This is a genomic window from Mesorhizobium sp. B3-1-6, from assembly GCF_006439555.1.
GTDB lineage: Bacteria > Pseudomonadota > Alphaproteobacteria > Rhizobiales > Rhizobiaceae > Mesorhizobium.
In genome coordinates, this window is record NZ_VFTM01000017.1 from 38,779 (window position 1) to 63,243 (window position 24,465).

The 24,465-nt window shown below is 65.0% G+C and carries 22 protein-coding genes; 9 read left to right on the forward strand and 13 right to left on the reverse strand.

Annotation, left to right across the window (positions count from 1 at the left end):
- Positions 1–118: 118 nt before the first annotated feature.
- Genes FJ414_RS16555 through FJ414_RS16565 form a run of 3 tightly spaced genes read right to left on the reverse strand, consistent with a single transcriptional unit; the run spans position 119 to position 3,932 of the window.
- Entirely contained in the window at positions 119–2,416 is a 2,298-nt protein-coding gene (locus FJ414_RS16555) for a xanthine dehydrogenase family protein molybdopterin-binding subunit (protein ID WP_140645437.1), read from the reverse strand.
- On the reverse strand, positions 2,413–3,396 hold the full coding sequence (locus FJ414_RS16560; protein WP_140645438.1) for a xanthine dehydrogenase family protein subunit M: 984 nt from the start codon (positions 3,394–3,396) through the stop codon (positions 2,413–2,415). Before FJ414_RS16560 ends, FJ414_RS16555 begins: the two co-directional genes overlap by 4 nt.
- Entirely contained in the window at positions 3,393–3,932 is a 540-nt protein-coding gene (locus FJ414_RS16565; RefSeq protein WP_140645439.1) for a (2Fe-2S)-binding protein, read from the reverse strand. The genes FJ414_RS16560 and FJ414_RS16565 overlap by 4 nt, the downstream gene beginning before the upstream one ends.
- 482 nt (positions 3,933–4,414) lie before the next feature.
- Here FJ414_RS16565 and FJ414_RS16570 point away from each other — a divergent pair, with 482 nt between their 5' ends.
- Both FJ414_RS16570 and FJ414_RS16575 read left to right on the forward strand, forming a co-directional pair.
- Entirely contained in the window at positions 4,415–5,011 is a 597-nt protein-coding gene (locus tag FJ414_RS16570) for a TetR/AcrR family transcriptional regulator (protein WP_140645526.1), read from the forward strand.
- A 100-nt stretch (positions 5,012–5,111) separates the two neighbouring features.
- A complete protein-coding gene (locus tag FJ414_RS16575) occupies positions 5,112–5,942 on the forward strand; it encodes an aldo/keto reductase (protein WP_140645440.1) in 831 nt (276 codons plus the stop codon).
- A gap of 88 nt (positions 5,943–6,030) precedes the next feature.
- On the opposite strand, the gene FJ414_RS16580 is transcribed toward FJ414_RS16575, so the two are convergent.
- A complete protein-coding gene (locus tag FJ414_RS16580) occupies positions 6,031–7,626 on the reverse strand; it encodes an alpha/beta fold hydrolase (RefSeq protein WP_246672416.1) in 1,596 nt (531 codons plus the stop codon).
- 552 nt (positions 7,627–8,178) lie between these two features.
- Entirely contained in the window at positions 8,179–8,478 is a 300-nt protein-coding gene (locus FJ414_RS16585; protein ID WP_140645442.1) for a hypothetical protein, read from the reverse strand.
- A gap of 145 nt (positions 8,479–8,623) precedes the next feature.
- Between FJ414_RS16585 and FJ414_RS16590 the strand changes: the two genes are divergently transcribed.
- From FJ414_RS16590 to FJ414_RS16610, 5 genes are all read left to right on the forward strand, one after another.
- On the forward strand, positions 8,624–9,523 hold the full coding sequence (locus FJ414_RS16590) for a VOC family protein (protein ID WP_140645443.1): 900 nt from the start codon (positions 8,624–8,626) through the stop codon (positions 9,521–9,523).
- Between the two features lie 40 nt (positions 9,524–9,563).
- Positions 9,564–10,166 carry a sulfotransferase family protein gene (locus tag FJ414_RS16595; RefSeq protein WP_140645444.1) on the forward strand — a complete coding sequence of 201 codons (603 nt, stop codon included), beginning with the start codon at positions 9,564–9,566 and terminating at the stop codon, positions 10,164–10,166.
- Between the two features lie 93 nt (positions 10,167–10,259).
- The gene (locus FJ414_RS16600) at positions 10,260–11,225 is read left to right on the forward strand and encodes a sigma-70 family RNA polymerase sigma factor (protein ID WP_140645445.1); all 966 of its coding nucleotides are present in this window, start codon (positions 10,260–10,262) and stop codon (positions 11,223–11,225) included.
- A 109-nt stretch (positions 11,226–11,334) separates the two neighbouring features.
- Positions 11,335–11,784, forward strand: coding sequence for a carboxymuconolactone decarboxylase family protein (locus FJ414_RS16605; RefSeq protein WP_246672417.1), 450 nt, complete (start codon positions 11,335–11,337; stop codon positions 11,782–11,784).
- Positions 11,785–11,878: 94 nt separating this feature from the next.
- Positions 11,879–13,264 carry an amidase family protein gene (locus FJ414_RS16610; RefSeq protein ID WP_140645446.1) on the forward strand — a complete coding sequence of 462 codons (1,386 nt, stop codon included), beginning with the start codon at positions 11,879–11,881 and terminating at the stop codon, positions 13,262–13,264.
- Positions 13,265–13,314: 50 nt separating this feature from the next.
- Here the strand turns inward: FJ414_RS16610 and FJ414_RS16615 are convergent, their stop codons facing one another.
- Complete coding sequence (locus FJ414_RS16615; protein ID WP_140645447.1) at positions 13,315–14,091, reverse strand: DUF2270 domain-containing protein; 777 nt, start codon at positions 14,089–14,091, stop codon at positions 13,315–13,317.
- A 102-nt stretch (positions 14,092–14,193) separates the two neighbouring features.
- A complete protein-coding gene (locus tag FJ414_RS16620; protein ID WP_140645448.1) occupies positions 14,194–14,412 on the reverse strand; it encodes a hypothetical protein in 219 nt (72 codons plus the stop codon).
- 304 nt (positions 14,413–14,716) lie between these two features.
- On the opposite strand from FJ414_RS16620, the gene FJ414_RS16625 reads away from it, so the two are divergent.
- Positions 14,717–16,912: a cation:proton antiporter gene (locus tag FJ414_RS16625; RefSeq protein ID WP_246672422.1), complete on the forward strand. Its 2,196-nt coding sequence runs from the start codon at positions 14,717–14,719 to the stop codon at positions 16,910–16,912.
- Positions 16,913–16,969: 57 nt separating this feature from the next.
- Here the strand turns inward: FJ414_RS16625 and FJ414_RS16630 are convergent, their stop codons facing one another.
- Together FJ414_RS16630 and FJ414_RS16635 are read right to left on the reverse strand one after the other, a co-directional pair.
- Positions 16,970–17,605, reverse strand: a complete 636-nt coding sequence (locus tag FJ414_RS16630) for an ankyrin repeat domain-containing protein (RefSeq protein ID WP_140645450.1) — start codon at positions 17,603–17,605, stop codon at positions 16,970–16,972.
- A 168-nt stretch (positions 17,606–17,773) separates the two neighbouring features.
- Complete coding sequence (locus tag FJ414_RS16635) at positions 17,774–18,982, reverse strand: MFS transporter (protein WP_140645451.1); 1,209 nt, start codon at positions 18,980–18,982, stop codon at positions 17,774–17,776.
- 395 nt (positions 18,983–19,377) lie between these two features.
- On the opposite strand from FJ414_RS16635, the gene FJ414_RS16640 reads away from it, so the two are divergent.
- Positions 19,378–19,797 (forward strand): VOC family protein, encoded by a 420-nt coding sequence (locus FJ414_RS16640; RefSeq protein ID WP_140645452.1) that lies wholly within the window; start codon positions 19,378–19,380, stop codon positions 19,795–19,797.
- 13 nt (positions 19,798–19,810) lie between these two features.
- Here FJ414_RS16640 and FJ414_RS16645 read toward each other — a convergent pair whose 3' ends face one another.
- The 4 genes from FJ414_RS16645 to ugpC all read right to left on the reverse strand — a co-directional run bounded on the left by FJ414_RS16645 (position 19,811) and on the right by ugpC (position 24,180).
- Entirely contained in the window at positions 19,811–20,704 is an 894-nt protein-coding gene (locus tag FJ414_RS16645; RefSeq protein ID WP_140645453.1) for a carbohydrate ABC transporter permease, read from the reverse strand.
- A gap of 1 nt (position 20,705) precedes the next feature.
- Positions 20,706–21,644, reverse strand: coding sequence for a sugar ABC transporter permease (locus tag FJ414_RS16650; RefSeq protein WP_140645454.1), 939 nt, complete (start codon positions 21,642–21,644; stop codon positions 20,706–20,708).
- A 97-nt stretch (positions 21,645–21,741) separates the two neighbouring features.
- Positions 21,742–23,067, reverse strand: a complete 1,326-nt coding sequence (locus FJ414_RS16655) for an ABC transporter substrate-binding protein (RefSeq protein WP_140645455.1) — start codon at positions 23,065–23,067, stop codon at positions 21,742–21,744.
- A 36-nt stretch (positions 23,068–23,103) separates the two neighbouring features.
- On the reverse strand, positions 23,104–24,180 hold the full coding sequence (gene ugpC / locus FJ414_RS16660) for a sn-glycerol-3-phosphate ABC transporter ATP-binding protein UgpC (RefSeq protein ID WP_140645456.1): 1,077 nt from the start codon (positions 24,178–24,180) through the stop codon (positions 23,104–23,106).
- Positions 24,181–24,465: the final 285 nt, after the last annotated feature.

A 24,465-nucleotide genomic window follows, 5' to 3' on the forward strand; every position in this document is an offset into this window, starting at 1 on the left:
TCGCCCCAGCTGTTTCGTTGCCAAAGCAGGTTTCTTCGATCTGGTGGAAGGGCCGACCGCGAGGTCGTCGGGATTTGGCGAAAGCGACGGAGCCGTAGCCTCTACCTTGAGCGGAAAATTACTCGATCAATTTCTCCAGCGTGATCGGCAAATCCCTTATCCTCTTGCCCGTCGCATGGAACACTGCGTTGGCAATCGCCGGCGCGATGCCGACGATTGCCAGTTCGCCCACGCCCTTGCCCCCAAGGGCGGAGGAGTGCGGGTCGGGGATGCCGACCGAGATCGTCTGGATGTCGGGGATATCGGCGTTGGTCGGCAGCATGTAGTCGGCGAAATTGCCGTTGACGATGCGGCCGTGGCGGCGGTCGACGATGCCTTCTTCGAGCAGCGCCTGGCCGATGCCCATGATGATGCCGCCCTTCCACTGGCTCTCCGCCAGCTTGGGGTTGTAGAGCCGGCCTGAATCCAGCGCCGACACCACGCGCGACACGCGCACCGTGCCGAAATCCTCGTCGACGCGCACCTCGACGAAATGCGCGCACCAGGAATGGCGCGAATAGTCGCCTTCTGTGTGCGGGATCGACATGGCTATCGTGGTGTAGTTCTTGTAGCGCTCTTCCGGCGTCGTGCTGGCCGGCAGCGTGTCGCCCTTGGCTTCGATCTGGTCGCGGCCGATCGCCACCATGAACTCGGCGATCGACAGCTCCGGCCCTTCGCCACGCGGCGAGGCGATGCGGCCGTCCTTTACCAACAGCGTATTTGCCTGCAGCTTCTGGAAGGGCGAGCGCGGGTCGGAAAGCGCCAGGCCGATCAGCTCGTCCAGCGCCTGGCCGGCCGCCTTGTAGACGGCGCCGGTCATCACGCCGGCCAGCCGCGAGCCGCCGGTGACGCCGGCGCGGGCGAAATGCGAGTCGCCGAGCTTCACCGACACATGCTCCACCGGCACGCCGAGCGTTTCGGCCGCCGTCTGCGCCAGGATCGTGTAAGTGCCCTGGCCCATGTCGATGGAGGAGCTTTCGACCTCGACCGAACCGTCGGCCATGAGCTTCACCACCGCCTCGCCATGTGCGCGCCGCACCGGATAGGTGCCGGCCGCCATGCCCCAGCCGATGAACTGGCGGCCGTCGCGCATCGAGCGTGGCTGAGGCGAGCGCTTGGCCCAGCCGAAGGCTTCGGCGCCGGCGGCAAACGCCTCGCGCAAGTGGCGTGTCGACCATGCCTTCTTCGCATGCGGATCCTGTTCGGCATAGTTGATCAGCCGCATCTCCAGCGGATCGATCCCGAGTTCATGGGCGAGCTCGTCGATGGCGCATTCGATGCCGAAGGCGCTCGGGTTCTCGCCCGGCGCACGTTTTGCTCCCGGCACCACCGTGTTGACCCGCACGACATTCTGCTTTGAGGAGAAGTTGGGCGTGGCATACATGATCGAGGTGACCGAGCCGAGCGGCTCGACCCACATGCCGTCGACGGCCGTCTCGTTGACGCCGCGATGCACGATCGACTGGATCCTGCCGTCTCTGTCGGCGCCGATGGCAACGGTCTGCCGCGTCGCGGCGCGGCCGCCATAGGACGTGAAATTCTGCGGACGGTTGAGCACCAGCTTCACCGGACGTCCGAGCATCCTGGCGGCAGCCGCCGCGACCGCGCTGTGCGCCAGCGCCAGCGCCTTGGAGCCGAAGCCGCCGCCGATATAGGGCGAGACCAGCCGCACATTCTCGAACGGCACGCCGAACCACTCGGCATAGGTGCGCGCCATGCCGTCGAGCCACTGGCTCGGCTCCCAGATGGTCAGCTCCTCGCCCTCCCACCGCGCGATCAACCCATGCGGCTCCATCGCTGCCTGGAATTCGCGCGGCGTGTTGTAGGCCGCGCAGATGCGCACGGGCGCTGCGGCGAACGCCGCCTGCGCGTCGCCCCATTCCTTGGTCATGGCGTCAATCGGGATGCCGTCGCCGGCCCTGCCGTCGCTCAGGTCGACGATGGCCGGGCTCTCGTCATACCAGACCTTGACGAGTGCGGCCGCCGCCACCGCCTGCTCGAAAGTCTCGGCCACCACGGCCGCGACATGCTGGCCGGAAAAGGTGACCTCGCGCACGAGCGGCGCGTAGGTCGGCTGCGACGCCGGGTTGCCGAGCCAGTCCGACGCGCCCTTCAGCTCCATGATGGTGTCGGGCGTCAGCACGGCGAGCACGCCGGGCGCGGTTTCGGCCGCGCGCGTGTCGATCGCGGTCACCTTGCCTGCGGCTATCGTCGCGCCGACCAGCACCGCATGCGTCAGCCCCTCAAGCTGCTGCTCGAAGGCGTATTTCGCTGCGCCCGTGATCTTGGCCGGGCCGTCGACGCGCGACAGGCGCCCGCCGACCGCTTCGAGGCGCGCGCTGTCGGACGCGGCGTGTTTCATGTCATGAACGGTCATGCCGTCTCTCCCAATTTGAGGATGGCGCGGGCGATCACGCGCGGCGCCAAGGCGATCTTGTAGTGGTTGGCGCCATGGTCGACGGCGCCCTCCATGGCGAGCACGCTCGCCTCGCGGACCGTGGCTTCGTCGAGCGCCTTGCCCTTCAGCGCCTCCTCGACGGCGCGCACGCGCCACGGCTTGGTGGCGACGCCGCCGAGCGCGACGCGGATGTCGCGGACGGTGCGGCCGTCGCCTTCGAGCTCCAGCCCTACTGCTGCGCTGGCTGCGGCGAATTCATAGGACTGGCGGTCGCGCACCTTGATGTAGGTCGAGCGCCTGGCCGCGGCCGAGCCGGGGATTTCGATGGCCGTGATGACCTCGCCGGGGCGGATGTCGTGCTCCTGTTCGGCGGTTGCGCCGGGGGCGAGGAAGAAGTCCTCGACTTTGAGCTTGCGTTCGCCAAGATCGACCTCGGCGTCGAAGGCGACGAGCGCCACCGCCAGATCGCCCGGATAGGTGGCGATGCAGGCTTCGCTCGCGCCGAGCACCGCATGGCCGCGCGTCACCCCGCCGATCGCCGAGCAGCCGCTGCCCGGCGCGCGCTTGTTGCAGGCCGGGAAGTTTTGCGGATCGCGGAAATAGGGGCAGCGCGTGCGCTGCATCAGGTTCCCGCCGATGGTCGCCATGTTGCGCAGCTGCGCCGAGGCCGCCTGCCAGAGCGCTTCCGACACGGCCGGGAAAAGGCTTTTCACCTCGGCATTGTCGGCGACATGGCTCATCTTCGCCAGCGTGCCGATCACCGCGCGCTCGGCGGTGACATCGATGGCGTTGAGCCCTTCGATATGGCTGATGTCGATGACGGTCGAAGGTTCGGCGACGCCGCATTTGGCGAGGTCGATGAGCGTCGTGCCGCCGGCAAGCAGCATGGCGCCGGGAAGGGCGGCGGCGTTGCGCGCGGCTTCCACGCTGTCAGCGCGGAGGTAGGAAAAATCTCTCATGAGCGCAGCTCCTGTGCGGCCTGGCGGACGGCGGCGACGATGTTCGGGTAGGCGCCGCAGCGGCAAAGATTGCCCGCCATGTATTCGCGGATCTCTTCGTCGGAGCCGGCATGGCCCTCGCGGATGCAGGCCACCGCCGACATGATCTGCCCCGGCGTGCAGTAGCCGCACTGGAAGGCGTCCTGCTCGAGGAAGGCGGCCTGCACGGCGTGCAGCGTGCCGTCCTCGTCGGCGAGCCCTTCGATGGTGGTGATCGAGCGGCCCTCGACCTGGGCCGCCAAGGTCAGGCAGGCAAGCACGCGCTCGCCGTCGACATGGACGGTGCAGGCGCCGCACTGGCCCTGGTCGCAGCCCTTCTTGGTGCCGCTGAGATGCAGCCGGTCGCGCAGCGCGTCGAGCAGCGTCACGCGCGGCTCGACGTCGAGCGCATGGTCGCGGCCGTTGATGGTGAGGTTGAGGGAAAGCGTGGTGGGACTGGCCTTGCCGTTCAAGACGTGGCCGTCTTCGGGAGGATCGATGATTGTCTGGCTGGTCATAGGGCGTCGGGCTCCGATTGCTGGACGCTAGGCGGATGGAAATGGGGCTTGGGAGGAGAGGGGCAAGGGTAACGGCAGCCTGGGGACGCGACCTTCGCGGTCGTCATCCTCGGGCTTGACCCAAGGATCCATGCCGTGACGTTTGCCGAGAAACGCGGCAGGCCAGAATTCTGCACCGGAGCCGCTCGCAGGGTATGGCATGGATCCCAGAGGCTGCGCCGCGTCGCTTCGCTCCTTGCTTCGCCCCAGGATGACGAACTCACGAGCGGATTCGCCAACCACAGGCGTCGCAGAACGCGCGCGGCTCCAGCGGGCAGGGAAAGCTTTCCGTCCTTCTCTACGTGACATACCGCTTCCCCTGGTTATATGATAAAGCCACTCCACTAAAACGGAGGTGCCTCCGTTTATTTAACTGGGGTCTGGCCAGTCATGGTTCAACCCCCCATATTGCGTTGGTGGAGAAAAAAGTGCCCGACCGGGAAATGACCGCTGAAGCGACGCGCGACGCGCAGGCGCCAAAGCCGCTACGCGCCGATGCGCAACGCAACCGCGACAGACTGGTCGAGGTGGCGGCGCAGACTTTCGCGAGCGACGGCGTCGATGCCTCGCTGGAGGAGATCGCCAAGCGGGCGGGGGTCGGCATCGGCACGCTCTACCGCCATTTCCCGACGCGCGAGCATCTGGTCGAGGTGGTCTACCGCCGCGAGGTGGAAGGGCTCTGCCAGGCGGCTGACGAACTGGCGCGCGAGCATCCGGCCGATGTCGCGCTGGAGCTCTGGATGCAGCGCTTCGTCGACTACATCGCCACCAAGCGTGGCCTCGCCACCAGCCTGCGCCTATTGCTCACCACCAACTCGACGCTGTTCTCCGACACGTCCGGCCGCGTCTCCGGCGCCATGCGAGGCCTGATCGAGGCCGCCGCCGCCTCGGGGAAAATCCGCGCCGACGTCGACGCTTCCGATGTGATGCACGCGCTGGGCGGCATCTACTCAGCGCCGAACACGCCGGACTGGCGAGAACGGTCGGGGCGGCTGGTGAAGCTTTTGATGGATGGGTTGCGGTTCGGGGCGAGGGGCTGAGGCGCCGCAACTGCCGGCGGCGCCAGCTCCACCCCGACTGGCATTCCCCAACCCACGGCCTACATAGTCGGCATCACCCTCCCTCCCAAAAGGATTCCCCATGCCCGAACAGCTCACATTGAACGACGGCGCCGCCATCCCCCAAATCGGGCTCGGTGTGTGGCAGGTCGATCCCGACATCACCGCCAAGGTCGTTCGCTGGGGCGTCGGGGCCGGCTACCGGCTGATCGACACCGCCGAGGGTTATCGCAACGAGGAAGGCGTCGGCGAGGCGATCCGCGCCGCCGGCGTGCCGCGATCCGAACTCTTCATCACCTCCAAGCTCCGCAACGGCGCGCATCAGCGTGACGCAGCGCTGCGCGCCTTCGACGATACGATGCAAAAGCTCGGCATCGACAAGATCGACCTCTTCCTCATCCACTGGCCGGTGCCCAGCCAGAACAAATATGTCGAGGCCTGGAAGACGCTGGTCGAGCTGCAGAAGGCCGGCCGGATAAAATCGGTCGGCGTGTCGAACTTCAATCAGGACCACCTGGAGCGCATCATCGGCGAGACCGGCGTGACGCCGGTCGTCAACCAGATCGAACTGCACCCGCGCTTCCAGCAGCGCGACAAGCGTAAGTTCCACGAGAAGCACAACATCCATATCGAGAGCTGGAGCCCGCTGGGCAGCGGCCGGTTGCTTTCCGACCCGACGCTGGAGAAGCTGGCGAAGAAGCACGGCAAGTCGGCGGCGCAGGTCATTATCCGCTGGCATTTGCAGGAAGGGCTGATCGTCATCCCGAAGTCGATCCACCAGGAGCGTATTGCCGGCAATTTCGACGTCTTCGGTTTCGAGTTGGACGCGGACGACATGCAGACCGTTCACGGTCTGGATTCGGCCGACGGCCGGACGGGACCCGATCCAGCCACGGCGGCGTTCTTGTTCTGAGACGCTGCGCCCCTATTGGTGCGGCGTCGGAACCTCCAATCTTCCCACTGATGGGGAAATGAGCAGTTCTGCCGACGACATGCTGCCGTCATCCGGTGAGCGCAGAAATGGTCTTTCGGGACGTCAATCCGGTGACGAAGCTTCGTATCTCGTCAACCAGGCGGTCGCAATCTTCACCCCAGATCACGTGGTCTCTGCCGGCCAGCTCGACGTACCTGGCGCCTTGGATGTGGGTTGCCAAATAACGGCCTTCCTCTGGGCGTACCCAACGGTCGTCCGTCCTCTGCACGACCAGCGTCGGGACTAGGATCGCCGGCAGGATGTCGCGGACGTCGACTTCGGTACCCCAGCGCCAGAGCGCGATTGCATCGGCGGGCGAGGCCGAATTCCGGAGATAGGCGGCGAACCATTCGCGTTCGACCATGTTTTCGGTCAGGCTCGGTGCTGCGTTGCTCATGTCGGCGGGCTTGCCCCATTGCCGCTCTACGGCCGCTACATCATCGTCCACCTGCGCTACAGTTCTTGCCCAGGGATACTCTTTTGACCAAGTGCCCTTGGCGTAGGTTCCGTTGAGCACCAGCGCGGACGTACGCTCGGGATAGGTGGTGGCGAAAAGCATGCACATCGGACCGCCCTCCGAGCTGCCGAATAACACCGCTCGCGTGGAGCCGACTGCGTCCAGTACCGCACGCACATCCTCCATGCGCTCTTCCAGCGTCGGCAGGCCGACATTGCGGTCGGATAGACCGGTGCCGCGTTTGTCGAATCGGATCAGGCGTGAAAAGGTGCCGAGCCGCTTGAGCACATGCGCGAAGCGCGGCGAGCCCCAGGCAAGGTCGAGATTGGAGACCCAGCCGGGCACGTATATGAGGTCAACCGGCCCTTCGCCGGTCACCTGATAGGCAATGTTGATTCCTGCCGATTTGACGTAATGGGTGGCCGGTGGCATCGGCTCGCCGCCGGAAAGGCTCCCACCGGCATTTGCCCCCGAACCGGCCGCCGGCTCGGCGGCCGCAACTGGACGCTTCGGGTAGGGCGATGAACTCATCCGGCGTGTCCGCAGAGCCTCGTACAGCTGGCGCGTTTCCAGTTCTGGCGGCAGTCCGAGATCTCTCTCCAGCGCCTCACGGCAGAGCTCATACTGTTTGAGAGCAAGGTTGATGCGGCCCTGCGCGGCATAGGCTCTCATCAATGCCCGGTGGATATCTTCGCGCAGAGGCTCCATTGCGAGCAGTCGCGCAGCCGTGCGGGCACAGGATGAAAGGTCGTTCGACGCGCTGTAATGCGCCACCAGCCTGTCCAGCGCTGCAACCGCGATCGTTCTCAGGCGCTCGCGTTCAACTCGAAGCCAGTCCTCGAACGGCTCCTCTTTCAAGCCAAGACCGTCGAGCAGCTCGCCGCGGTAGACGGCGAGTGCCTGCTCGAGGTGTTCGGGCGACGATCCTGTCGCAAGCGTCTCGAACCGGGCGACATCGAAGTCGATCTCATCGAGATACAGGGCGACACTGGCGCCGTCCGTCACAAACCGTCCGCTGCCGCACTTGTGCATGGCCTTTCGGATGGCCGAAACGGCTTGCCTGAGGCTCATCCGGGCCTGGGTTTCGCCATTCAAGCTCCAGAGCAGGGCGGCCAGCTTCTCGCGCGATTGTGCCTGTCCGGCTTGCAGGGCGAGATAGGCCATCATCGCCCGTGCCTTACGGCTCAAGGTTGGAGCAGCCGCGCCAGTACCGGCGAGAGCAAATCCGCCCAGAAGATAAAGATGAGGCCCTATCATTGGGTTCGGCCCCGGCCACGGTTATGGCAATTCTTTCGATTCGCCCCTGCTAATTCAACCGCTATCTGTCCCAAGCGGTCTTTTTCACGTTTCGATCACGCTGCCTTCTCCAGCTTTATCACGGTCGCGCCAGAGAGTTGGCCGAACCTGAAACGTGGGAGAACCTCAATGCTGCCATTCAGCCCGACCGACTGGCCCTTCCGGCAAGATGACGGTTTCTACCGGCCCCAAGGCAACCCACCCGCAATCTTTCGTCACGACATCGCCCAGGCGCGGTACTTGGAGCGGCAGCTAGCTCAACGGTTTCCCGGCGCTCCCAGAATAAGTCTGCCAATGCTTGTGAGCCGGCTTCTTGCCTTGGCGGCGTCGGCCCGCGCAGCGCTCTCTCGCCGGCGTGCCGGGCGAGGACCCGCCTCGTTTCGGCTTTGAAAGCCTGCCTTCCGATCCACGGCGGGCTTCACCCTAAATCCCGTCTCCGTCCACCAGCGGCACGTCCTCGCCCTCCCATGGGCTCGGCATCGACCCGCGTCCGGCGGTCGGCAGCGGCATCCAGCATCTGAGTTCCGGCTCGGCATATTCGACGACGCGGCCGGGCGAGGAGTCGGACGCCCGCCAACCTTCCTCGCCGAACTGGTCGGCGCGCGACCAGTAGGCCATGTCGACCTCGGCCGGTCCTTGCTCCGAGGAGCGCACCGTCACCAGGATGCGGCTGCCGTCCCGCGGCGCGCTCGCCATGTTGCGCCACTGTTCGGTCTCGTCCATGCGATCTCCTCCTGCTGAACCAATTCCAGAAAACCGGCCGTTGCAATAGTCGCTGCCCGCCGGGAAGGGGTCAACCCGAACTTGGAGCGCGACAGACTTTTCATTCACAACTAATATGTCATTGGCCGCAATCGGACAGACGACGATGGATGAAGGATTGCTGTCTCCAGTGACCCGGCTCGGGCCGGTCCATCTCAGGGTGACCGACATGCCGGCGGCCTTGAATGTCTGGCGCGACGCGCTCGGGTTGGCGCTGCTTGGCCAGGACGCCACCATGGCGAAGCTTGGCGCCGGCGGCCGGACGCTGATTGTGCTCCATGCCGGCGCGGAGGCACCGCTGCCGCAGAAGTCGCGCGATCTCTTTCACGTCGCCATCCATATCACCAGCCGCCGCGATCTCGCGCATACAGCCGCCCGCCTCAAGGCATCTGGCTTACGGTCCAGCGCCCAGGATCACCTGATTTCGGAATCCCTCTATGTCTCCGATCCCTCCGGCAACGGCATCGAGATCTGCTTCGACACGCCGGAGCGCTTGCTGCGCCGCGAAATGTCGCCCAACGGCCGCGTGACGCTGATTGCCACCGACGGCAGCGCGCATTCGGGGCTCGAGCCGCTGGACGTGTCGGGCCTGCTGCGCGACCTCGGCAACTCCGGCCATATCGAGCCGAGGATGGCGCAGGATGCCTTTATCGGCCACATCCATTTGCGCGCCCGCGCGCCCGAGATGCTGATGAAATTCTATCTCGGCGTGCTCGGCTTCCGGCCGCATATCCAGTCCCGGACCTTCGGCATGTTCGACTGCGGCACGGAGCGCCGCGCCCATATGGTGGCCTTCAACATCTGGGCGCGCGACGAGCTGCGCGAGCCGCCGCCGGGTGCAGCCGGCCTCGACCATTTCACCATCGAGCTTGGCTCGGCGCAGGAGCTCGCCGCCGTGGAGCGCAGGCTCGAAGCGGCCGACATACCGGTGAAAAGGGACGGTCGCGTTATCTCGACCGCCGATCCGGAAGGCAACCGCCTGCGGCTCGTGGTCCAGGGAGATTGATCGTAGCCGCTGGAAGACGTGGAGAAGTGGAGGAGGGGAAATGTCGCTCAAGGTGATTGGAACCGGCTTTGGCCGGACCGGGACGGATTCGATGCGCGAGGCGCTTACCATGCTGGGTTTCGGCCCTTGCCATCATATGTCGGAGGTGATGGCGCATGAGGAGCAGAAGGCGCTCTGGCGGGCGCTGGCCAAGGGCGCCGCGCCCGACTGGGATAGGCTCTTTGCCGGTTATAAATCCTGCGTCGACTGGCCCTCGGCGCATTACTGGCGCGAGCTGATCGAAATCTATCCCCAGGCGCGCGTCATCCTAACCTGGCGCTCGCCCGAAAGCTGGTGGGAGAGTTTCGAAAAGACGCTGCTGCCCGCCATCGCCGGCAGCACGGACCAGGACTCGCTCGGCGTCTCGCTCGTTTCGAAACAGATTTTTGACGGCCGCCCGCATGATCGCGCCCACGCGATCGCGATCTATCGGGACAATGTCGAGGCGGTGCTGAACACCGTGCCGGCCGAACGTCTGCTGGTCCACAAGCTCGGCGACGGCTGGGTGCCGCTTTGCGCCCATCTAGGCATTCCCGTGCCGGACGAACCCTATCCCAGCCGCAACTCGACCCAGGAGTTTCGGACGGCGCTGTCGCTGAATTAGACGAGTTCGGGTCGATGAATACAGGCATCCGAACTTTCCGGTCGCTCATCGCATCCTGTCCCTTGTGATATGATCAGGAAAGGGGATCAGGCCATGGGGCAAGCCAGTTTTGATCGCGGTCGAGGCCAGCCCGATGCGGCGCTGGTGATGGCTGCGCGCTTCGGCGAGGCGAACGGTTTCGGCCTGTTGTTCGAGCGCTACCGTCCGCAACTCCATGCCATGGCCCTGTCGATGCTGGGCTACACCGGCGATGCCGAGGACGCGGTCCACGACACGTTCCTCACCGCGCTCGTCCGGCTGGACGGCCTTCGCGATCCCGCCGCCGTCGGCGGCTGGCTGCATTCGATTCTCAGGAACCATTGCCTGATGGCGCTGCGACGGCGCCGGCCCTGTGCCGGACCCGCCGAAACCGAGCGCGCATTCCGCGAGCTTGCCGACGAGGAACGCATCGAGAGCCGCATCGAAAGCCGCGACCTGCGCGACTGGGTGTGGGCTGCGCTGGCGCATCTGCCGGAAATGCAACGCGCTACCGTGATGCTGCGCTATTTCGGCAGCTCGCCGGGCTACGAGGAGATATCGACCGTTCTGGGCGTGCCGGTGGGCACCGTGCGCAGCCGGCTGGCTGACGCCAAGATCAGGCTTTCGGAGCTGTTGCTTGCATCGGCCGGCCTGCCCGACAGGGAGCATCAGAAGCTGGTGGCGGAGCGGCTGGCTTTCTACACCGAGGAATACCGCTCGCTGCAGCGCGGCGGCAAGGAGCGTGTGCTTTCCCACTATGCCGAGGAGCTCGACATCGCCTTCGCCGGCGGGCCGCGCGGCATTGGGCGCCATCTGTTTGGCGAGGCCATCGACGAGGATGTCGGCGCCGGGGTTCGCCATGAGCCGGTGCGGGCGCTGGTCAGCGCCAACGTCACTGTGCTCGAGGGCGATTTCGTCAACCCACCCGAGAACCCGTTCCATTGCCCGCCAAGCTTCGCCATCGTTTTGATCCACGGCGAGCGCCAGGTGCGCATGATGCGCGTCCACACCTGCGAACGGCCGCCGCGCCTCGAGGAATGACATCTTCGTGAAGTTCGCCGGCCCAGCGAACTTTTCGATCCGCCCCATCATCCTGTCTAGGTCACGCGGCCGATTGCCGGCGCGTCAACCACAGCAAGGAGGAATTCCGATGTTTGCCTTTCTCGCAGTCAGATTGAGCCGCGCCGTCGTTCTGGGCTCGCTTGCCATGCTCGCGACGCCGTTGCTTGCCAATGCCGACGATTACGATGCGACGCTGAAGGACATCCAGTCGACGATGGGCGGCGTGCCGAGCTTCATCAAACAGTTTCCCAAGGCCGGTCTGCCCGGCGCATGGGCCGAGGTCAAGGCCATCGAGCTCAGCGACAAGACGGCGCTGCCGCCGAAGGTCAAGTCGCTGATCTCGCTGGCGGTCGCGGCGCAGATTCCCTGCAGCTACTGCATCTGGTCGGACACGCAGGACGCCAAGCGCGCCGGCGCCACCGACGAGGAGATCCAGGAAGCCGTCGCCATGGCGGCTCTGACCCGCCACTGGAGCACCATCTTCAACGGCATGCAGGTCGACTTCGAGCAGTTCAAGAAGGAGATGGGCGGGCAGTGAGACGGTAAGGGGTTGAGGGACTGGGGCAGCAGGGAAATCTGCAGGCTATCGCTTCCTGCTGCCTTACTCCCCCAAACACAGGGAGAACATGCACATGACCGCCACTCTTGCCACCGACACCACCTTCCTGACCGCCACCCAACTGGCGGCGGCGATCCGCGAGCGGAGTGTGAGCGCAAGCGAGGCGATGGAGGCGCAGCTGGAGCGGATCGCCGCCGTCAATCCGCTCCTCAATGCCATTATCACCCTCGACGAGAAGGCCGCGCGCGACGGCGCCAGGGCAGCCGACGAAGCCATTGCGCGCGGCAAGGCCGTCGGGCCGCTGCACGGCGTGCCGATTACGCTAAAGGACGGCCACGCCACCGCCGGCATGCGCACCACGATCGGCCTGAGGGCCTGGACCGACCATGTACCGACGGTTGACAGCACCATTGCCGCGCGCCTGCGCAAGGCCGGCGCCATCATCATCGGCAAGACTAATGTGCCGCCGAGACTGCGCGACCTGCAGACCGTTAACCCGATCTTCGGCCGCACGGGCAACCCCTGGGATGTCACGTGCACGCCGGGTGGTTCCAGTGGCGGCGCGGCGGCAGCGGTAGCCGCGGGGCTCGCTCCGCTGGAGATCGGCAGCGACGCCGGCGGCTCGATCCGCGTACCGGCGCATCTGTGCGGCGTCTATGGCTTCAAGCCGACGCAGGCAACTGTGCCGATCACCGGCAGCTATGCAGATCCCCCCGACATACCGCGCAGCTTCCGATTGCTGTTCGACATAGGGCCCCTTGCACGTGGCGTCGACGACCTCATCCTTGCCCACCGCGTTATCGCCGGCGCCGACGGCCTCGACACCGAAGTGCCGCCGGTGGCGACGGACGAGGAGCCGGAGCCGCCGCTCGACCGGCTGCGCATAGCCTTCGCGCCGGAATTCCCCGGCGTGCCGACCGCTCGCGATATCGCCGATGCGATTGCCGGTCTTGCCAGCGCGATCGACGCCAGCGGCGCACGGGTCGGTCAGGCCCTGCCGTCACATGATTTCGCCGCCGAGCGGGCGCTGTTTTCGGACTTCATCACCTGGTATTCGCAGGCCTTCCAGCCGCCGCTGGAAAACTCCCCCACGCTGTCGACCTATCTCGAGGCGCTCAATCAGAGGGACGAATTCATCTACGCATGGGAGCGCTTGTTCGGCGATTGGGACGTGCTCGTCTGTCCGGCGATGATGTGCACTGCTTTTCGCCACCGGGAGATGGGAATGCCGATTCCGGTCGATGGTGTCGAGACGCCCTATTGGAGCGCGCTCAGCCACGCCTGTCGCTTCAACCTGACAGGTCATCCGGCCGTCGTCATTCCGATCGGCCTCGACCGAGAAGGCCTGCCGATCGGCGCCCAGCTCGTCGGCCGCCGCCATTCGGACATGAAGCTGCTGGCGGCCGCCAAGGCGCTGTCGCGCCTGACCGACGGCTTTGTCAGGCCGCCGGGATTGTGATCGCGCGGCACGCTCCAGCAAGCATGGCTGAAGTCCTTGGCGCCGCTGTTTCACACATGCACGTCGCCGAAGGACAGCTCGCCGTCATCGGCGCGGACCAGGAATGCGGCGGCAAGCAGCGCGAGATAGCAGGCGGCCACCCCGCACACGACGACGACGCCAGGGATGGGGCCCAGTGTCGCTACCCGGAACGTGTCGACGAGCGAGGCACCGAAGCCGATCGGAGAGCCTTCGCGCGACAGGCTCGGCGTGGTGATCTTCAGGATCCAGGCAAGCAGCAGGATCGTGTACATGAAGATGTAGTTGCGGCGCAGCCGGCGGATCAGCGCCGCGCGCTGCGAGATCAGGAAACGCGGCGAGCGCAGGCCTTCGCCGAGGATGGCCAGCCAGTTGGAGGCATAGTCGGGCTGCGGCGAAAAGATCTGCGCGAAGTAATAGCGCTCGAACTGCCGCACGCGGGCGCGGTAGACGTCGAAGAAGCGGTAGCGCCGCGCCTCGATCCACAAAAGCAGCGTGATCAAAAGCATGGCGAACAAAAGCACGCCGTGATGCGCGGAGGGCGTCGACAGCGACACCGACAGCATCGCCGCCACCACGGTGATCGCCCAGTTGCTGGTGCGGTCGAGCCGGTCGCGCCAGCCGGCCATGCGCGCGATCTCGGCGCGATGGAAATGCGACAGCGTCGTGGTGAATTCGGGAGAACTAAGCTTCAGCGCCAGCGTATCGGAAGCGCGCGGCGGCGCGGCCGCTTCGGTTGATTTTGCTGGCGCGGCCGCTTCTGTCGGCCAAGCCGCGTCGGTTGGTTTTGCGGCCCTTGTCTGGGACATCCCTCTGCCATGCGCCTCCCGCCGCCATGGCCGGCCGCCCCGAGATCGGCCGGCCACACCCAATCCTCATAACGTGCGGCCGGCCAGAATGTTCCCGCCTTTTCAGGCGGATAAGTCAGATGCAAGCGGGGGAAGACCACCATTCGCGCGCCGCGGAAAGGGCAGCACATCGGCTACCGGCCTGGCATGCTGGGCTGCCGCCACCGCCTCGATCACAAGGTCGAGCGCCGCAAGCGCCGCGCGGCTCGTTTCATCGTCGCCACGCAGGTAATGGCAGGCCCGGTCGAGGTGCAGGTGGGCGGCGGCAAAGTCGCTTTTCATTAGCTTCTCCTTATTGCCCGCCACGGCGCGACCATCGCCGAGTCGCTTTACGGGGAAGCAAAGATCGGCGGCGGCATTTGAATAGAATTGTAAGGGATGCGGCGCTGGAACTGCTGATCGCCCCCTTGTGGGCGAGATTGGCAGCTTCGACGCCCTGCAACCGAAGCACCGGCCAAACCGTTATGACGCGAAATCGAGGGGAGACAGCTTGTCCAAAATACTCAATCGGCGTTGGTCGATCGCGCTTGGTGCTGCGGCGCTCGCCCTGATCCCCGCCGTCGCCTTCGCCGCCGAGAAGACAGGCATGTCCTCGGAAGGCATTTTCGTCGCCGAGCTGATCCTGCTGCTTGTCGTCGGCCGGGGCATCGGCGAGGTGCTGGAAATACTGGGCCAGCCGGCGGTGATGGGACAGCTGATCGGTGGCATCCTGCTCGGGCCCTCGCTGCTCGGCTGGGCCTGGCCTGCGGCCGAGCGGCTGATCTTCGCCGGCGACCCTTCGCAGAAATCGATGATCAACGCCATCGCCCAACTCGGCGTCTTGATGCTGCTCCTGCTCACCGGCATGGAGACCGATTTGAGGTTGGTGCGCCGCGTCGGCCGCGCCTGCTTTTCCATCTCGGCCGCGGGCGTGGCCATGCCTTTCGCGCTCGGCTTCGTCGCCGCCCAGTTCATGCCGGCCACGCTGCTTGCCGCCGGCAGCGAGCGCATCGTCGCCGGGCTGTTCCTCGGCACCGCGCTCTCCATCTCCTCGGTCAAGATCGTCGCCATGGTGGTGCGCGACATGAACTTCATGCGCCGCGACCTCGGCCAGATCATCGTCTCCTCGGCCATCATCGAGGACACGATCGGCTGGGTGATCATCGCCATCACCATCGGCATCGCCACCAAGGGGCGCATCGAGATCGGCAGCCTGGCCTTCACCATCGCCGGCGTCGCCGCCTTCATGGCGTTTTCCTTCACGCTAGGGCGCCGCATCGTCTTCGACGCCATCCGCTGGACAAACGATACTTTCCGCTCGGAATACGCGGTCGTCACCGTCATCCTCGCCATCATGGGCGCCATGGCTTTGATCACCGACCTGATCGGCGTGCACACCGTGCTCGGCGCCTTCGTCGCCGGCATTTTGGTGGGCGAGTCGCCCATCTTGTCGCGCCACATCGAAGGGCAGTTGCGCGGCATCATCACCGCGCTGTTCATGCCGGTCTTCTTCGGCGTCGCCGGCCTGTCGGCCGATCTCACCGTGCTTATCGATCCGCAGCTCGCGCTACTCACCGTGGCGCTGGTGGTGATCGCCTCGATCGGCAAGTTCGGCGGCGCCTTCATTGGCGCGGAAGTCGCCGGCATGAGCCGCGCCGAAGGCATCGCTGTCGGCTGCGGCATGAATGCGCGAGGTTCCACGGAGGTCATCGTCGCTTCGATCGGCCTGTCGATGGGCGTACTTTCGCATAACCTCTTCACCATGATCGTCACCATGGCCGTCATCACCACTTTGATCATGCCGCCGACCTTGCGCTGGGCGTTGCGCCGCCTGCCGATCGGCGAGAAGGAAAAGAAGCGGCTGGAGCGCGAGGAGGTCGACCAGCGCGGATTCGTCGCCGGTCTGGAGCGGCTTCTGGTGGTGGTCGACGAGGGCGTCGTCGGCCGCTTCGCCGCCTATCTTGCCGGCGTCATCGGCGCCGGCAAGCCGACGACGGTGCTGCATTCCAGCGGCGAGATCGACGCCGAGCCGACCGAGGGGCTGCATCTGGAGGAGATCGAGAAGGGTGCGGAGGACAGCCGCGAGGCGGCGAAAAAGGGCGACGAGACGCCGGCGCGCGAAGCGCCGGTCACCCGCCGCCAGCACGAGGTGCTTTCGGCCGAGGCGGTCGCCAAGGAGGCGCGCAAGGGCTACGGCATGCTGCTCGTCGGCCTCGGCCGGGCGGTCACCCCCAAGGGCGGCTTCTCGCATCGGCTGAATGAAGTCGCCGGCGCATTTGACGGGCCGCTCTGCCTGGTGTTGAAGCCGGCGGCCGCTGGCCGCCAGATGCCTCGGCTCGGCCCGGGATCCGGCAAGATACTGGTGCCGGTCAACGGCACGGCGGTTGCGCGCCGAGGCGCCGAACTGGCTTTGGCCATCGCCGCCGTCACCGGCGCGCCGGTCAAGATGCTCTATGTCGCCAGGGTCGGCCGCGACGAGCCGCGCGACACGGTCTCGCATCGCCGCCGAGAAGCGGTGTTGAAGGACATCGTGGCCCTTGCCGACCGCTACGGCGTCGAGATCGAGACGGCCATCCGCTCGCGGGCCGCCGCCGCCGATGCCATCGCCCGCCAGGCCGGCCGCAGCGTGGCGTTGATCGTCATGGGCGTGGCGCGGCGCCAGGGCGAGGAGCTGATTTTTGGCGAGACGACGACGGCCGTCCTGCGCCGCGGCCCATGCCCGGTGGTGCTGATCTCCGACGAGCGGGTGAAACGCGACGAGAGCGACCGCGAGGCCGTACGCACGGGGACTGGGGCAGGGTGATTGGCCGATCTCCCCCGCAGGGAGGGGATTACCCGCTCCCTCGGCGTCGCCTTGTCCTCACTTGCCTTCGAAGAACGCGTGGATCGCCGCTTCCAGTTTCTCGATGAGCTCGCCGTTGCGGGTGCTGCCGGCCCAGATCAGGGCGTTGAGCCGCATGTCCTTGTTGAGGAAGTTTACCTTCCTGGACTCGAGCAGATAGTCAGCGACCGCAAAGTGCCGCCCCTTGATGGCTTCGATGAGGGCGCTGTTGCGTCCAGTCTTGTCGGCCGCATTGACGTCCGCGCCGTGCTCGACCAGCAGCTTGACGGCATCGAGATGTCCGTTCCTTGCCGCTTCGATGAGCGCCGTCCTGCCGTAATAGTCGGCACGGGCATCGATATCGATACGGGGATGGGCCGCCAGCGCCTGGATGCAGGCGTAGTGGCCCTTGGCCGCCGCCAGGCTCAAGGGCGTGCTCTTCCATTTGTTCCTGGAATTGACGTCGATTGCCGGATCCGCGATCAGCGCCATGAGCGCCGCGATGCGGGCATTATGGGCGGCAAGATGCAGCGCCGACCAGCCGTCTTCGTCGGCCTGGTTGATGTCGGCGCCTGCCGCGAGTTCCGCCCGAACGGCTTCGGTGTCGCCCTTCTCCGCCGCGATCAGCAGGTTGGACCACCCCCTGGCGTCGTCGGCTTCCACGCTTGCGCTCACTGCGATGCTCTCCGGACCACGATCGCGCCGACACCCACTGGATATTCGTCGGCCGGCGCTCATCGATCGCGGCTTTTATGGAGCGTTTCACACTCACCGGCGTCCGGCAACGGATTTCGAGCCGGTGGAGCCGCCAATCTCCCACAAAGCGGGAGATCAGCAGTTTCCTCACGCCATCTGCAGCTTCTGCCGGCTGGGCTGCGGCGGGAAGGCGATGGCGATGCCGGCCGCGCCCAGCCCGATCAGCGCCGAGCCGATGAACAGCCAGTGATAGCTGGCGGTGGCATCGTAGATCATGCCGCCGGCCAGCGGCCCCAGCGACATGCCGAGGCTGGAGAGCATCGTGGCCGCGCCGAGGATCGTGCCAATGATGCGCAGGCCGAAATATTCGCGCGCCAGCACAGCGTAAAGCGGCATCACGCCGCCATAGGTGGCGCCGAAGATGACGGCCAGAAGGTAGAACTGGTCGAGCTGGCCGACGGTGAGATAAGCGGCGATCACCAGCCCCTGGATGGCGAGCCCGGCGACCAGCACCGGCTTCACGCCCAGCCGGTCGCCGAGCATGCCATAGAGAATGCGCCCGCCAAGGCCGGCGAGCCCCTCGACGCTGTAGATCGATACGGCCGCCATCGGCGCCACGCCACAGGACATGGCATAGCTCACCATGTGGAAGATCGGGCCCGAATGCGCTGCGCAGCAGGCAAAGAAGGTCAAGCCCAGCACGATGAATTGCGGCGAGCGCAGCGCCTGGCCGACGCTCATGCCGGGATCGTCGGCGGCGGGCGCCGGCGTCCCATCGGCGGTAGTGATTGCCGCCGCGGGTTGGCGCACCAGGAAGACGGCGGGCAAGAGCAGCACCCAGGCCATGACGCCGATGTCGAACATGGCGGTGCGCCAATCATAGGCCGTGATCAGCCAGCGCGCGAAGGGCGAGATGGTCATCGGCGCGACGCCCATGCCGGCCGAGACCAGCGAGACGGCCAGGCTGCGGTTGGTGTCGAACCAGGCGGTGGTGAGCGCGATCATCGGCGCGAAGAAGGCGCTGGCCGCAAGGCCTACGATCACGCCATAGCTGAGCTGGAAGACCAACAGCGAATTGGCGCGGCTCGCCACCACCAGCGACAGGCCGAGCAGCACCGCGCCCGCAAGCACCACGGGCCGCGCGCCGACCCGGTCATAGATCGCGCCCCAGGCGAAGCCGCCGAGGCCCATCACCAGGAAATTCAAGGTCATGGCGCTGGAAATGCCGGTGCGCGACCAGTTCGTGTCGAGCGACATCGGCTCCAGAAAGATCGCCAGCGAAAACATGGCGCCGAGCGCCACGCAGGTCATCAGCGCGCCCGCCGCGACGATGACCCAACGATAGGAATGGTTCATGGTTCTGCTCCCATGCCGAAAGGCATCCTGTTTGATGCGGCACGGTTTTTCCAGTCCACCGGGCCGTTTGCGTCCGAAGGACGCCAGGGCGGGAGCCGATCCTACAATCTGGTTGCATTTTTTATCCGGATTTTTGGCGCCCAAGAGAGTGGAAGGCGCCGACGAGGAAAGTCATCGCTCTGCGAAATCCCCTCTCTGGCATTTTCCAAGCACTTGCTTGGGACAAGTCCGCTCGCAAATGCAGGAAAATGCTATCTCTCCCCTCGTGCGGGAGATGTCCGGCAGGACGCTGTCCCGCCAGCGTCTCCAACTGTCAGCAGCCTGCAGACCCCCGCGTTGACCGCACAGCAGGCGCTTCTAGATTGAGCCGCAGCATTCAGAAGGAGGCGTCACCCATGGAACTCTATCGCGGCCGGCTCATCGACCATCTGCACCTGGTGGTGCGCGACCTTGAGGCCAGCCGGCATTTCTATGGCGCGGTGCTTGAGGTGCTGGGCATCCCGATTGGCGGCGAAGCCGAGGATTACTTCTGGGTGGACGAGCTATTCATTTCCGGCATCGACAGCCGCGCGTCACGCGGCGCGCTCACCGGCCGCCACCATTTCGCTTTCCAGGCCAAGGACCGCGCCATGGTCGACGCTTTCTACCAGGCGGGGCTCGCCGCCGGCGGCAAGGACAATGGCGCGCCGGGCGAACGCCACTACCATCCCGGCTACTACGCCTGCTTCCTGCTCGACCCCGACGGCAACAACGTCGAGGCGGTGTTCCACGGCGAGGCCAAGCGAAGTGCCGCGGCGGTGGAGATCAGTTTTTAGAGCAGCCCCGCTGCTACTCCTTCACCGCGCCCGTCATCGATGAAACATAGTGCTCGACGAAGAAGGAATAGAGCACCACCACCGGCAGCGAGCCGATCAGCGCGCCGGCCATAAGCGCGCCCCATTCATAGACGTCGGAGCGAACGAGTTCGGTGAGCACGCCGACCGGCACCGTCTTCTTCTCCGAAGACTGGATGAAGGTCAGCGCATAGATGAACTCATTCCAGGACAAGGTGAAGGCGAAGATGCCGGCCGAGATCAGGCCGGGCACCGACAGCGGCAGCACGATCTTGGTGAGGATCTGCCAGCGGCTCGCGCCATCGATGAGCGCGCATTCCTCCAACTCGAAGGGGATAGAGCGGAAGTAGCCCATCAGAAGCCAGGTGCAGAACGGGATGAGGAAGGTCGGATAGGTGAGGATCAGCGCGAATGGTGTGTCGTATAGACCGAGGTTGAACACCATCACCGATAGCGGGATGAACAGGATAGAAGGCGGCACGAGATAAGCGAGGAAGACGGCGAGGCCAACTTGCCGCGCCCCCGAAAACCTCAGCCGCTCGATCGCATAGGCGGCAAGCACGGCAGCCGCCAGCGACAGGAAAGTTGCGGCGGTCGAAATGATGATGGTGTTGAGCAACCAGCCTGGGTAGGAGGTCTCGAAGAGCAAATAGCGAATGTGCTCCAGCGTCGGATGCACGACCCAGAACGGATTGTAGTTCACATAGTCGGTCATCTCGATATTGGGCTTAACCGCAGTGATCGTCATCCAGTAGAACGGAAACAGGAGCACGATCAGAAACACCAGCAGCGGCAGATAGACCGTCACCACCCGCCGCGGAAGGCTTTGCAGGTAGCCCATGCCGCCTTCGTCGGTCTCCAGGCGCTCGATTTCCTTGATTGCGGCCATATCAGTCCCCGCCGCCTTGCTGCCATCTGCGCCGTTGGAGGCCGAAATAGCTGAACAGGATCGCCGCCAGCAGGAAAGGAATCATGGCGACCGCGATTGCCGCGCCTTCGCCCAGTTGGCCCCCCGCAATACCGCGCTGGAAGGACAATGTCGCCATCAGATGCGTGGCGTTCACCGGGCCGCCGCGGGTCAGCACATAGATCAGCTGGAAATCGGTGAAGGTGAACAGCACCGAAAACGTCATCGTGATGGCTATGATCGGCGTCAGCAACGGCAGGGTCACGTAGCGGAACAGCTGCCAGCGGCTGGCGCCGTCGAGCGTAGCAGCCTCGTAGAGCGATTGCGGAATGGTCTGCAGTCCGGCAAGCAGCGTGATGGCGACAAAGGGAATGCCTCGCCACACATTGGCAGCGATGACCGAGGCGCGCGCATTGGTCGGATCACCGAGAAAATTGATGCGGTGGTCAATCAGGCCCATCTGTTGCAACGCCCAGGACAGGATCGAAAACTGCGAGTCGTAGATCCACCAGAAGGCGATGGCCGACAGCACGGTCGGCACCACCCAGGGCAGCAGCACTACGGCGCGAAAGAACGACTTGAAAGGCAGCTTCTCATTGAGGATGAGAGCCAGCCACAGTCCGAGCACGAATTTCAGGATCGAGGCGCTGACCGTGTAGAGCAGCGTGTTGAAGACCGACAGCCAGAACACGCTGTCACTCCACAGATATTCGTAGTTCTCGATGCCGATGAAGATGCCCGGTCGGCCGATGCGTGTGTCAGTGAAGCCGAGCCAGACGCCGAGGCCGAGCGGATAGGTGAGAAAGACCAGGAGCAGCGCCGCCGCCGGCAGCATGAAGCCGAAGCCGAGAGCGTTCCTGCTCTCGGCGAGCCGCGACAGGATCGACGGGCGCGGCTGAACGGCAACGGACGGCACGGCCATGGCGCGGGCTCCTTGTTATGCGGGTGGAACTGTGGCTGACCGCGCTTGGCGTGCGTAGGCCGCAAAGCGCGGTCAGCCTGCTTCAACTACGCCACGATCAGACGCGGTAGTAGCGGTTGGCGCGTTTTTCAGCCTCTTCCATTGCTTCCTGCGGCGTCGCCTGGCCCGTCACCGCTTTGGCGAACATGTCCACCAGCACGTAATCGGCCATTGTCGCGGCGGATGCATAGCCGAGCGGCCCGGCATAGCCGTTGGGGCGCAGCGTCGCCGAGGCTTTCGCGTAGGCCGCATTGTTAGAGTCGGCCTTCCAAACCGGGTTGTTGTCGAACGCTTTCAGCGTCTGGCAGCAATAGCCCGCCGACGAAGTGATCCAGTCGGACATTTGCGGATCCTCGAACATGAACTGCAGATAGGCTTTGGCAGCATTGGGATAGGGCGTGTAATTGAAGATGACAGCCGTGGTCACCTGGAAAAGCTCGACCGATTTCCCGACCGGCCCGATCGGCATGTTGGTAGTGCGGATGTCCTTGGCGATCTCAGCCAGCTTCGGGTCATTGTCCTTGTTGATCTTTGCTGTGTTGTAGGCCGAGATGCCGTTGGCGATCACGCTCACTTCCCCAGCCAGGAAAGCGCGGTTGTTGTTGACGTCAAGCCAGCTTTCGGTGCCGGGGATGAAGGTCTTGTAAAGTTCCTGCGCATATTCGATCGCCTTGAGCGTCTCCGGACTGTTGATCGTCACCTTGCCGGCTTCGTCGACCATCTGGCCGCCGTGGCTCCACAGCAGCCAATGCGCGTAATTGTTGCCGTCGCCAACGCCGTGGCCATGGGTGAAGCCGGCGGGATGGCCTTTCGCCTTCAACGCCTTGCAAAGCTCCAGGAAACCGGCCGTGTCCTTGGGGAATTCGGAGAAGCCTGCCTCCTTGACCCAGCTTTCGCGGTAGACGATGGCGTTGCCGATGGTGGCCAGCGGCAAGCCGATGAACTTGCCCTCGCGCGTCGCATATTGTTTCGGGCCGTCATACCAGCCGCCATACTTCTTGCCGAGATAATCACCCAGTTCCGTCACATCGAGCAGCTTGTCGGGATACTGGTGCGGGTCGTCGAACCAGACGAACATCAGGTCGGGGCCGGAGCCGACATTGGCGGCGACCGCCGCTTTGGGACGGATGTCTTCCCAGCTTTCCTTGTCGACGCGCACCTCCACGCCCGTCGCCTCGGTGAACCGCTTGGTATTCTTCAGCCACTGGTCCTCGTCGCCCTGCACGAAGGGCGACCAGCGCAGCAGCCTGAGCTTGGCACCTTCCTCGGGCTTATAGGTCAGGCCTTCCTGGGCGAAGGCGCTCGAGCCGGCGAAGCGGCTGCCCAGGGCTCCGGCCGCCGCGGCTGCGGTCGTGCGGATTACATCGCGTCTGGTGAACTTCATACTCGTTTCCTCCTGCTTGCTTCCTCGTTGCGTTGTCTATCGCGCCGCTTCGATCCGCTGGCCCGTTCCGCCGTGGAACAGATGGATGGGGCCAGGCTCGACCGACAGCCGGATGGTTTCTCCCGGCGTGAAGGAATGGCGTTCGCGGAAATTGGCGACGATGTCCTCGCCGCCCGCCGTCCGGCCGATGATCTGCACTTCCGAACCGGTCGGCTCGATCACCACCACCGTGACCGGAATGCCGTCGTCGGCGAGCCGCAGGTGCTCGGGCCGCACTCCGAGCATCATTGCCTCGCCGTTGCGGATCGCGGGTGGTTTCGGCAAAGGCACGGAAATGCCGCCCGCGCCCCGGAAGGACGGCGCGCCGTCGCTGGCGAACGTGCCCTTGAGAAGGTTCATGGCCGGCGAGCCGATGAAGCTTGCGACGAACAGATTGTTCGGCCGATCGTAGAGGTCCAGCGACGGCCCGATCTGCTCGACGACGCCGTCATGCATGACCACGATCTTGTCGGCCATGGTCATGGCCTCGATCTGGTCGTGCGTGACATAGACCGTCGTCGTCTTCAGCCGCTGGTGCAGTTCCTTGATCTCGGCGCGCATCTGAACCCTGAGCTTTGCATCGAGATTGCTGAGCGGCTCGTCGAACAGGAACACCTGCGGATTGCGCACGATCGCCCGGCCCATGGCGACGCGCTGGCGCTGGCCGCCGGAAAGCTGGCGCGGATAGCGCGACAGAAGAGGAATCAGCCCGAGGATCTCGGCCGCGCGCTTGACCCCCGCATCGCTTTCAGCCTTCGGAACACCCTTCAGCATGAGCGAGAAGGCCATGTTCTCGGCCACCGTCATGTGCGGATAGAGCGCATAGTTCTGGAAGACCATGGCCACGTCGCGCTCTTTCGGCGCAACGTTGTTGACGATACGGCTGCCGATCGAGATATGGCCGCGCGAGATTTTTTCCAGGCCGGCGATCATTCGCAGAAGCGTCGATTTTCCGCAGCCCGATGGGCCGACGAGCGTGACGAACTCGCCGTCTTCTATATCGACTCTGACCCCATGCAGGATTTCGGTGGCCCCGAACGATTTGTAGACATCGCCAATCGCGACAGACGCCATCGAACTCCTCCCGATGGTTCCCTGCGAGGTCTCGCGGGGAGCCGTTTCTATCAGGCGTGGTTGAAACGGATGCCGGCAGGCATCCACCACTGGCGTCGGCGACGTCTGCCCCAGCTCCCCCCGGGTCACGCGACGGTGAAACGGTAGCGCTACCACATCCGCCTGTAAAGCGGCGACAGGCGCCCTTATACTTTCGTCGCGCAGGACATGTGAGCGAAGCCGGCTTTGAAGCGAAGCCAGGCCGGACGGTGCCGGATTGCCGGCAAGTGAATGCTCGAATAGCGG

Coding starts and splice junctions, on each gene's coding strand:
- FJ414_RS16570 (WP_140645526.1), top strand. CDS start 4,415: ATGACCGCTGAAGCGACGCGCGACGCGCAGGCGCCAAAGCCGCTACGC.
- FJ414_RS16650 (WP_140645454.1), bottom strand. CDS start 21,644: ATGGCCGTGCCGTCCGTTGCCGTTCAGCCGCGCCCGTCGATCCTGTCG.
- FJ414_RS16585 (WP_140645442.1), bottom strand. CDS start 8,478: ATGGACGAGACCGAACAGTGGCGCAACATGGCGAGCGCGCCGCGGGAC.
- FJ414_RS16655 (WP_140645455.1), bottom strand. CDS start 23,067: ATGAAGTTCACCAGACGCGATGTAATCCGCACGACCGCAGCCGCGGCG.
- ugpC (WP_140645456.1), bottom strand. CDS start 24,180: ATGGCGTCTGTCGCGATTGGCGATGTCTACAAATCGTTCGGGGCCACC.
- FJ414_RS16560 (WP_140645438.1), bottom strand. CDS start 3,396: ATGAGAGATTTTTCCTACCTCCGCGCTGACAGCGTGGAAGCCGCGCGC.
- FJ414_RS16565 (WP_140645439.1), bottom strand. CDS start 3,932: ATGACCAGCCAGACAATCATCGATCCTCCCGAAGACGGCCACGTCTTG.
- FJ414_RS16575 (WP_140645440.1), top strand. CDS start 5,112: ATGCCCGAACAGCTCACATTGAACGACGGCGCCGCCATCCCCCAAATC.
- FJ414_RS16635 (WP_140645451.1), bottom strand. CDS start 18,982: ATGAACCATTCCTATCGTTGGGTCATCGTCGCGGCGGGCGCGCTGATG.
- FJ414_RS16605 (WP_246672417.1), top strand. CDS start 11,335: ATGTTTGCCTTTCTCGCAGTCAGATTGAGCCGCGCCGTCGTTCTGGGC.
- FJ414_RS16615 (WP_140645447.1), bottom strand. CDS start 14,091: ATGTCCCAGACAAGGGCCGCAAAACCAACCGACGCGGCTTGGCCGACA.
- FJ414_RS16590 (WP_140645443.1), top strand. CDS start 8,624: ATGGATGAAGGATTGCTGTCTCCAGTGACCCGGCTCGGGCCGGTCCAT.
- FJ414_RS16600 (WP_140645445.1), top strand. CDS start 10,260: ATGGGGCAAGCCAGTTTTGATCGCGGTCGAGGCCAGCCCGATGCGGCG.
- FJ414_RS16580 (WP_246672416.1), bottom strand. CDS start 7,626: ATGATGGCCTATCTCGCCCTGCAAGCCGGACAGGCACAATCGCGCGAG.
- FJ414_RS16645 (WP_140645453.1), bottom strand. CDS start 20,704: ATGGCCGCAATCAAGGAAATCGAGCGCCTGGAGACCGACGAAGGCGGC.
- FJ414_RS16620 (WP_140645448.1), bottom strand. CDS start 14,412: ATGAAAAGCGACTTTGCCGCCGCCCACCTGCACCTCGACCGGGCCTGC.
- FJ414_RS16640 (WP_140645452.1), top strand. CDS start 19,378: ATGGAACTCTATCGCGGCCGGCTCATCGACCATCTGCACCTGGTGGTG.
- FJ414_RS16610 (WP_140645446.1), top strand. CDS start 11,879: ATGACCGCCACTCTTGCCACCGACACCACCTTCCTGACCGCCACCCAA.
- FJ414_RS16625 (WP_246672422.1), top strand. CDS start 14,717: ATGTCCTCGGAAGGCATTTTCGTCGCCGAGCTGATCCTGCTGCTTGTC.
- FJ414_RS16555 (WP_140645437.1), bottom strand. CDS start 2,416: ATGACCGTTCATGACATGAAACACGCCGCGTCCGACAGCGCGCGCCTC.
- FJ414_RS16595 (WP_140645444.1), top strand. CDS start 9,564: ATGTCGCTCAAGGTGATTGGAACCGGCTTTGGCCGGACCGGGACGGAT.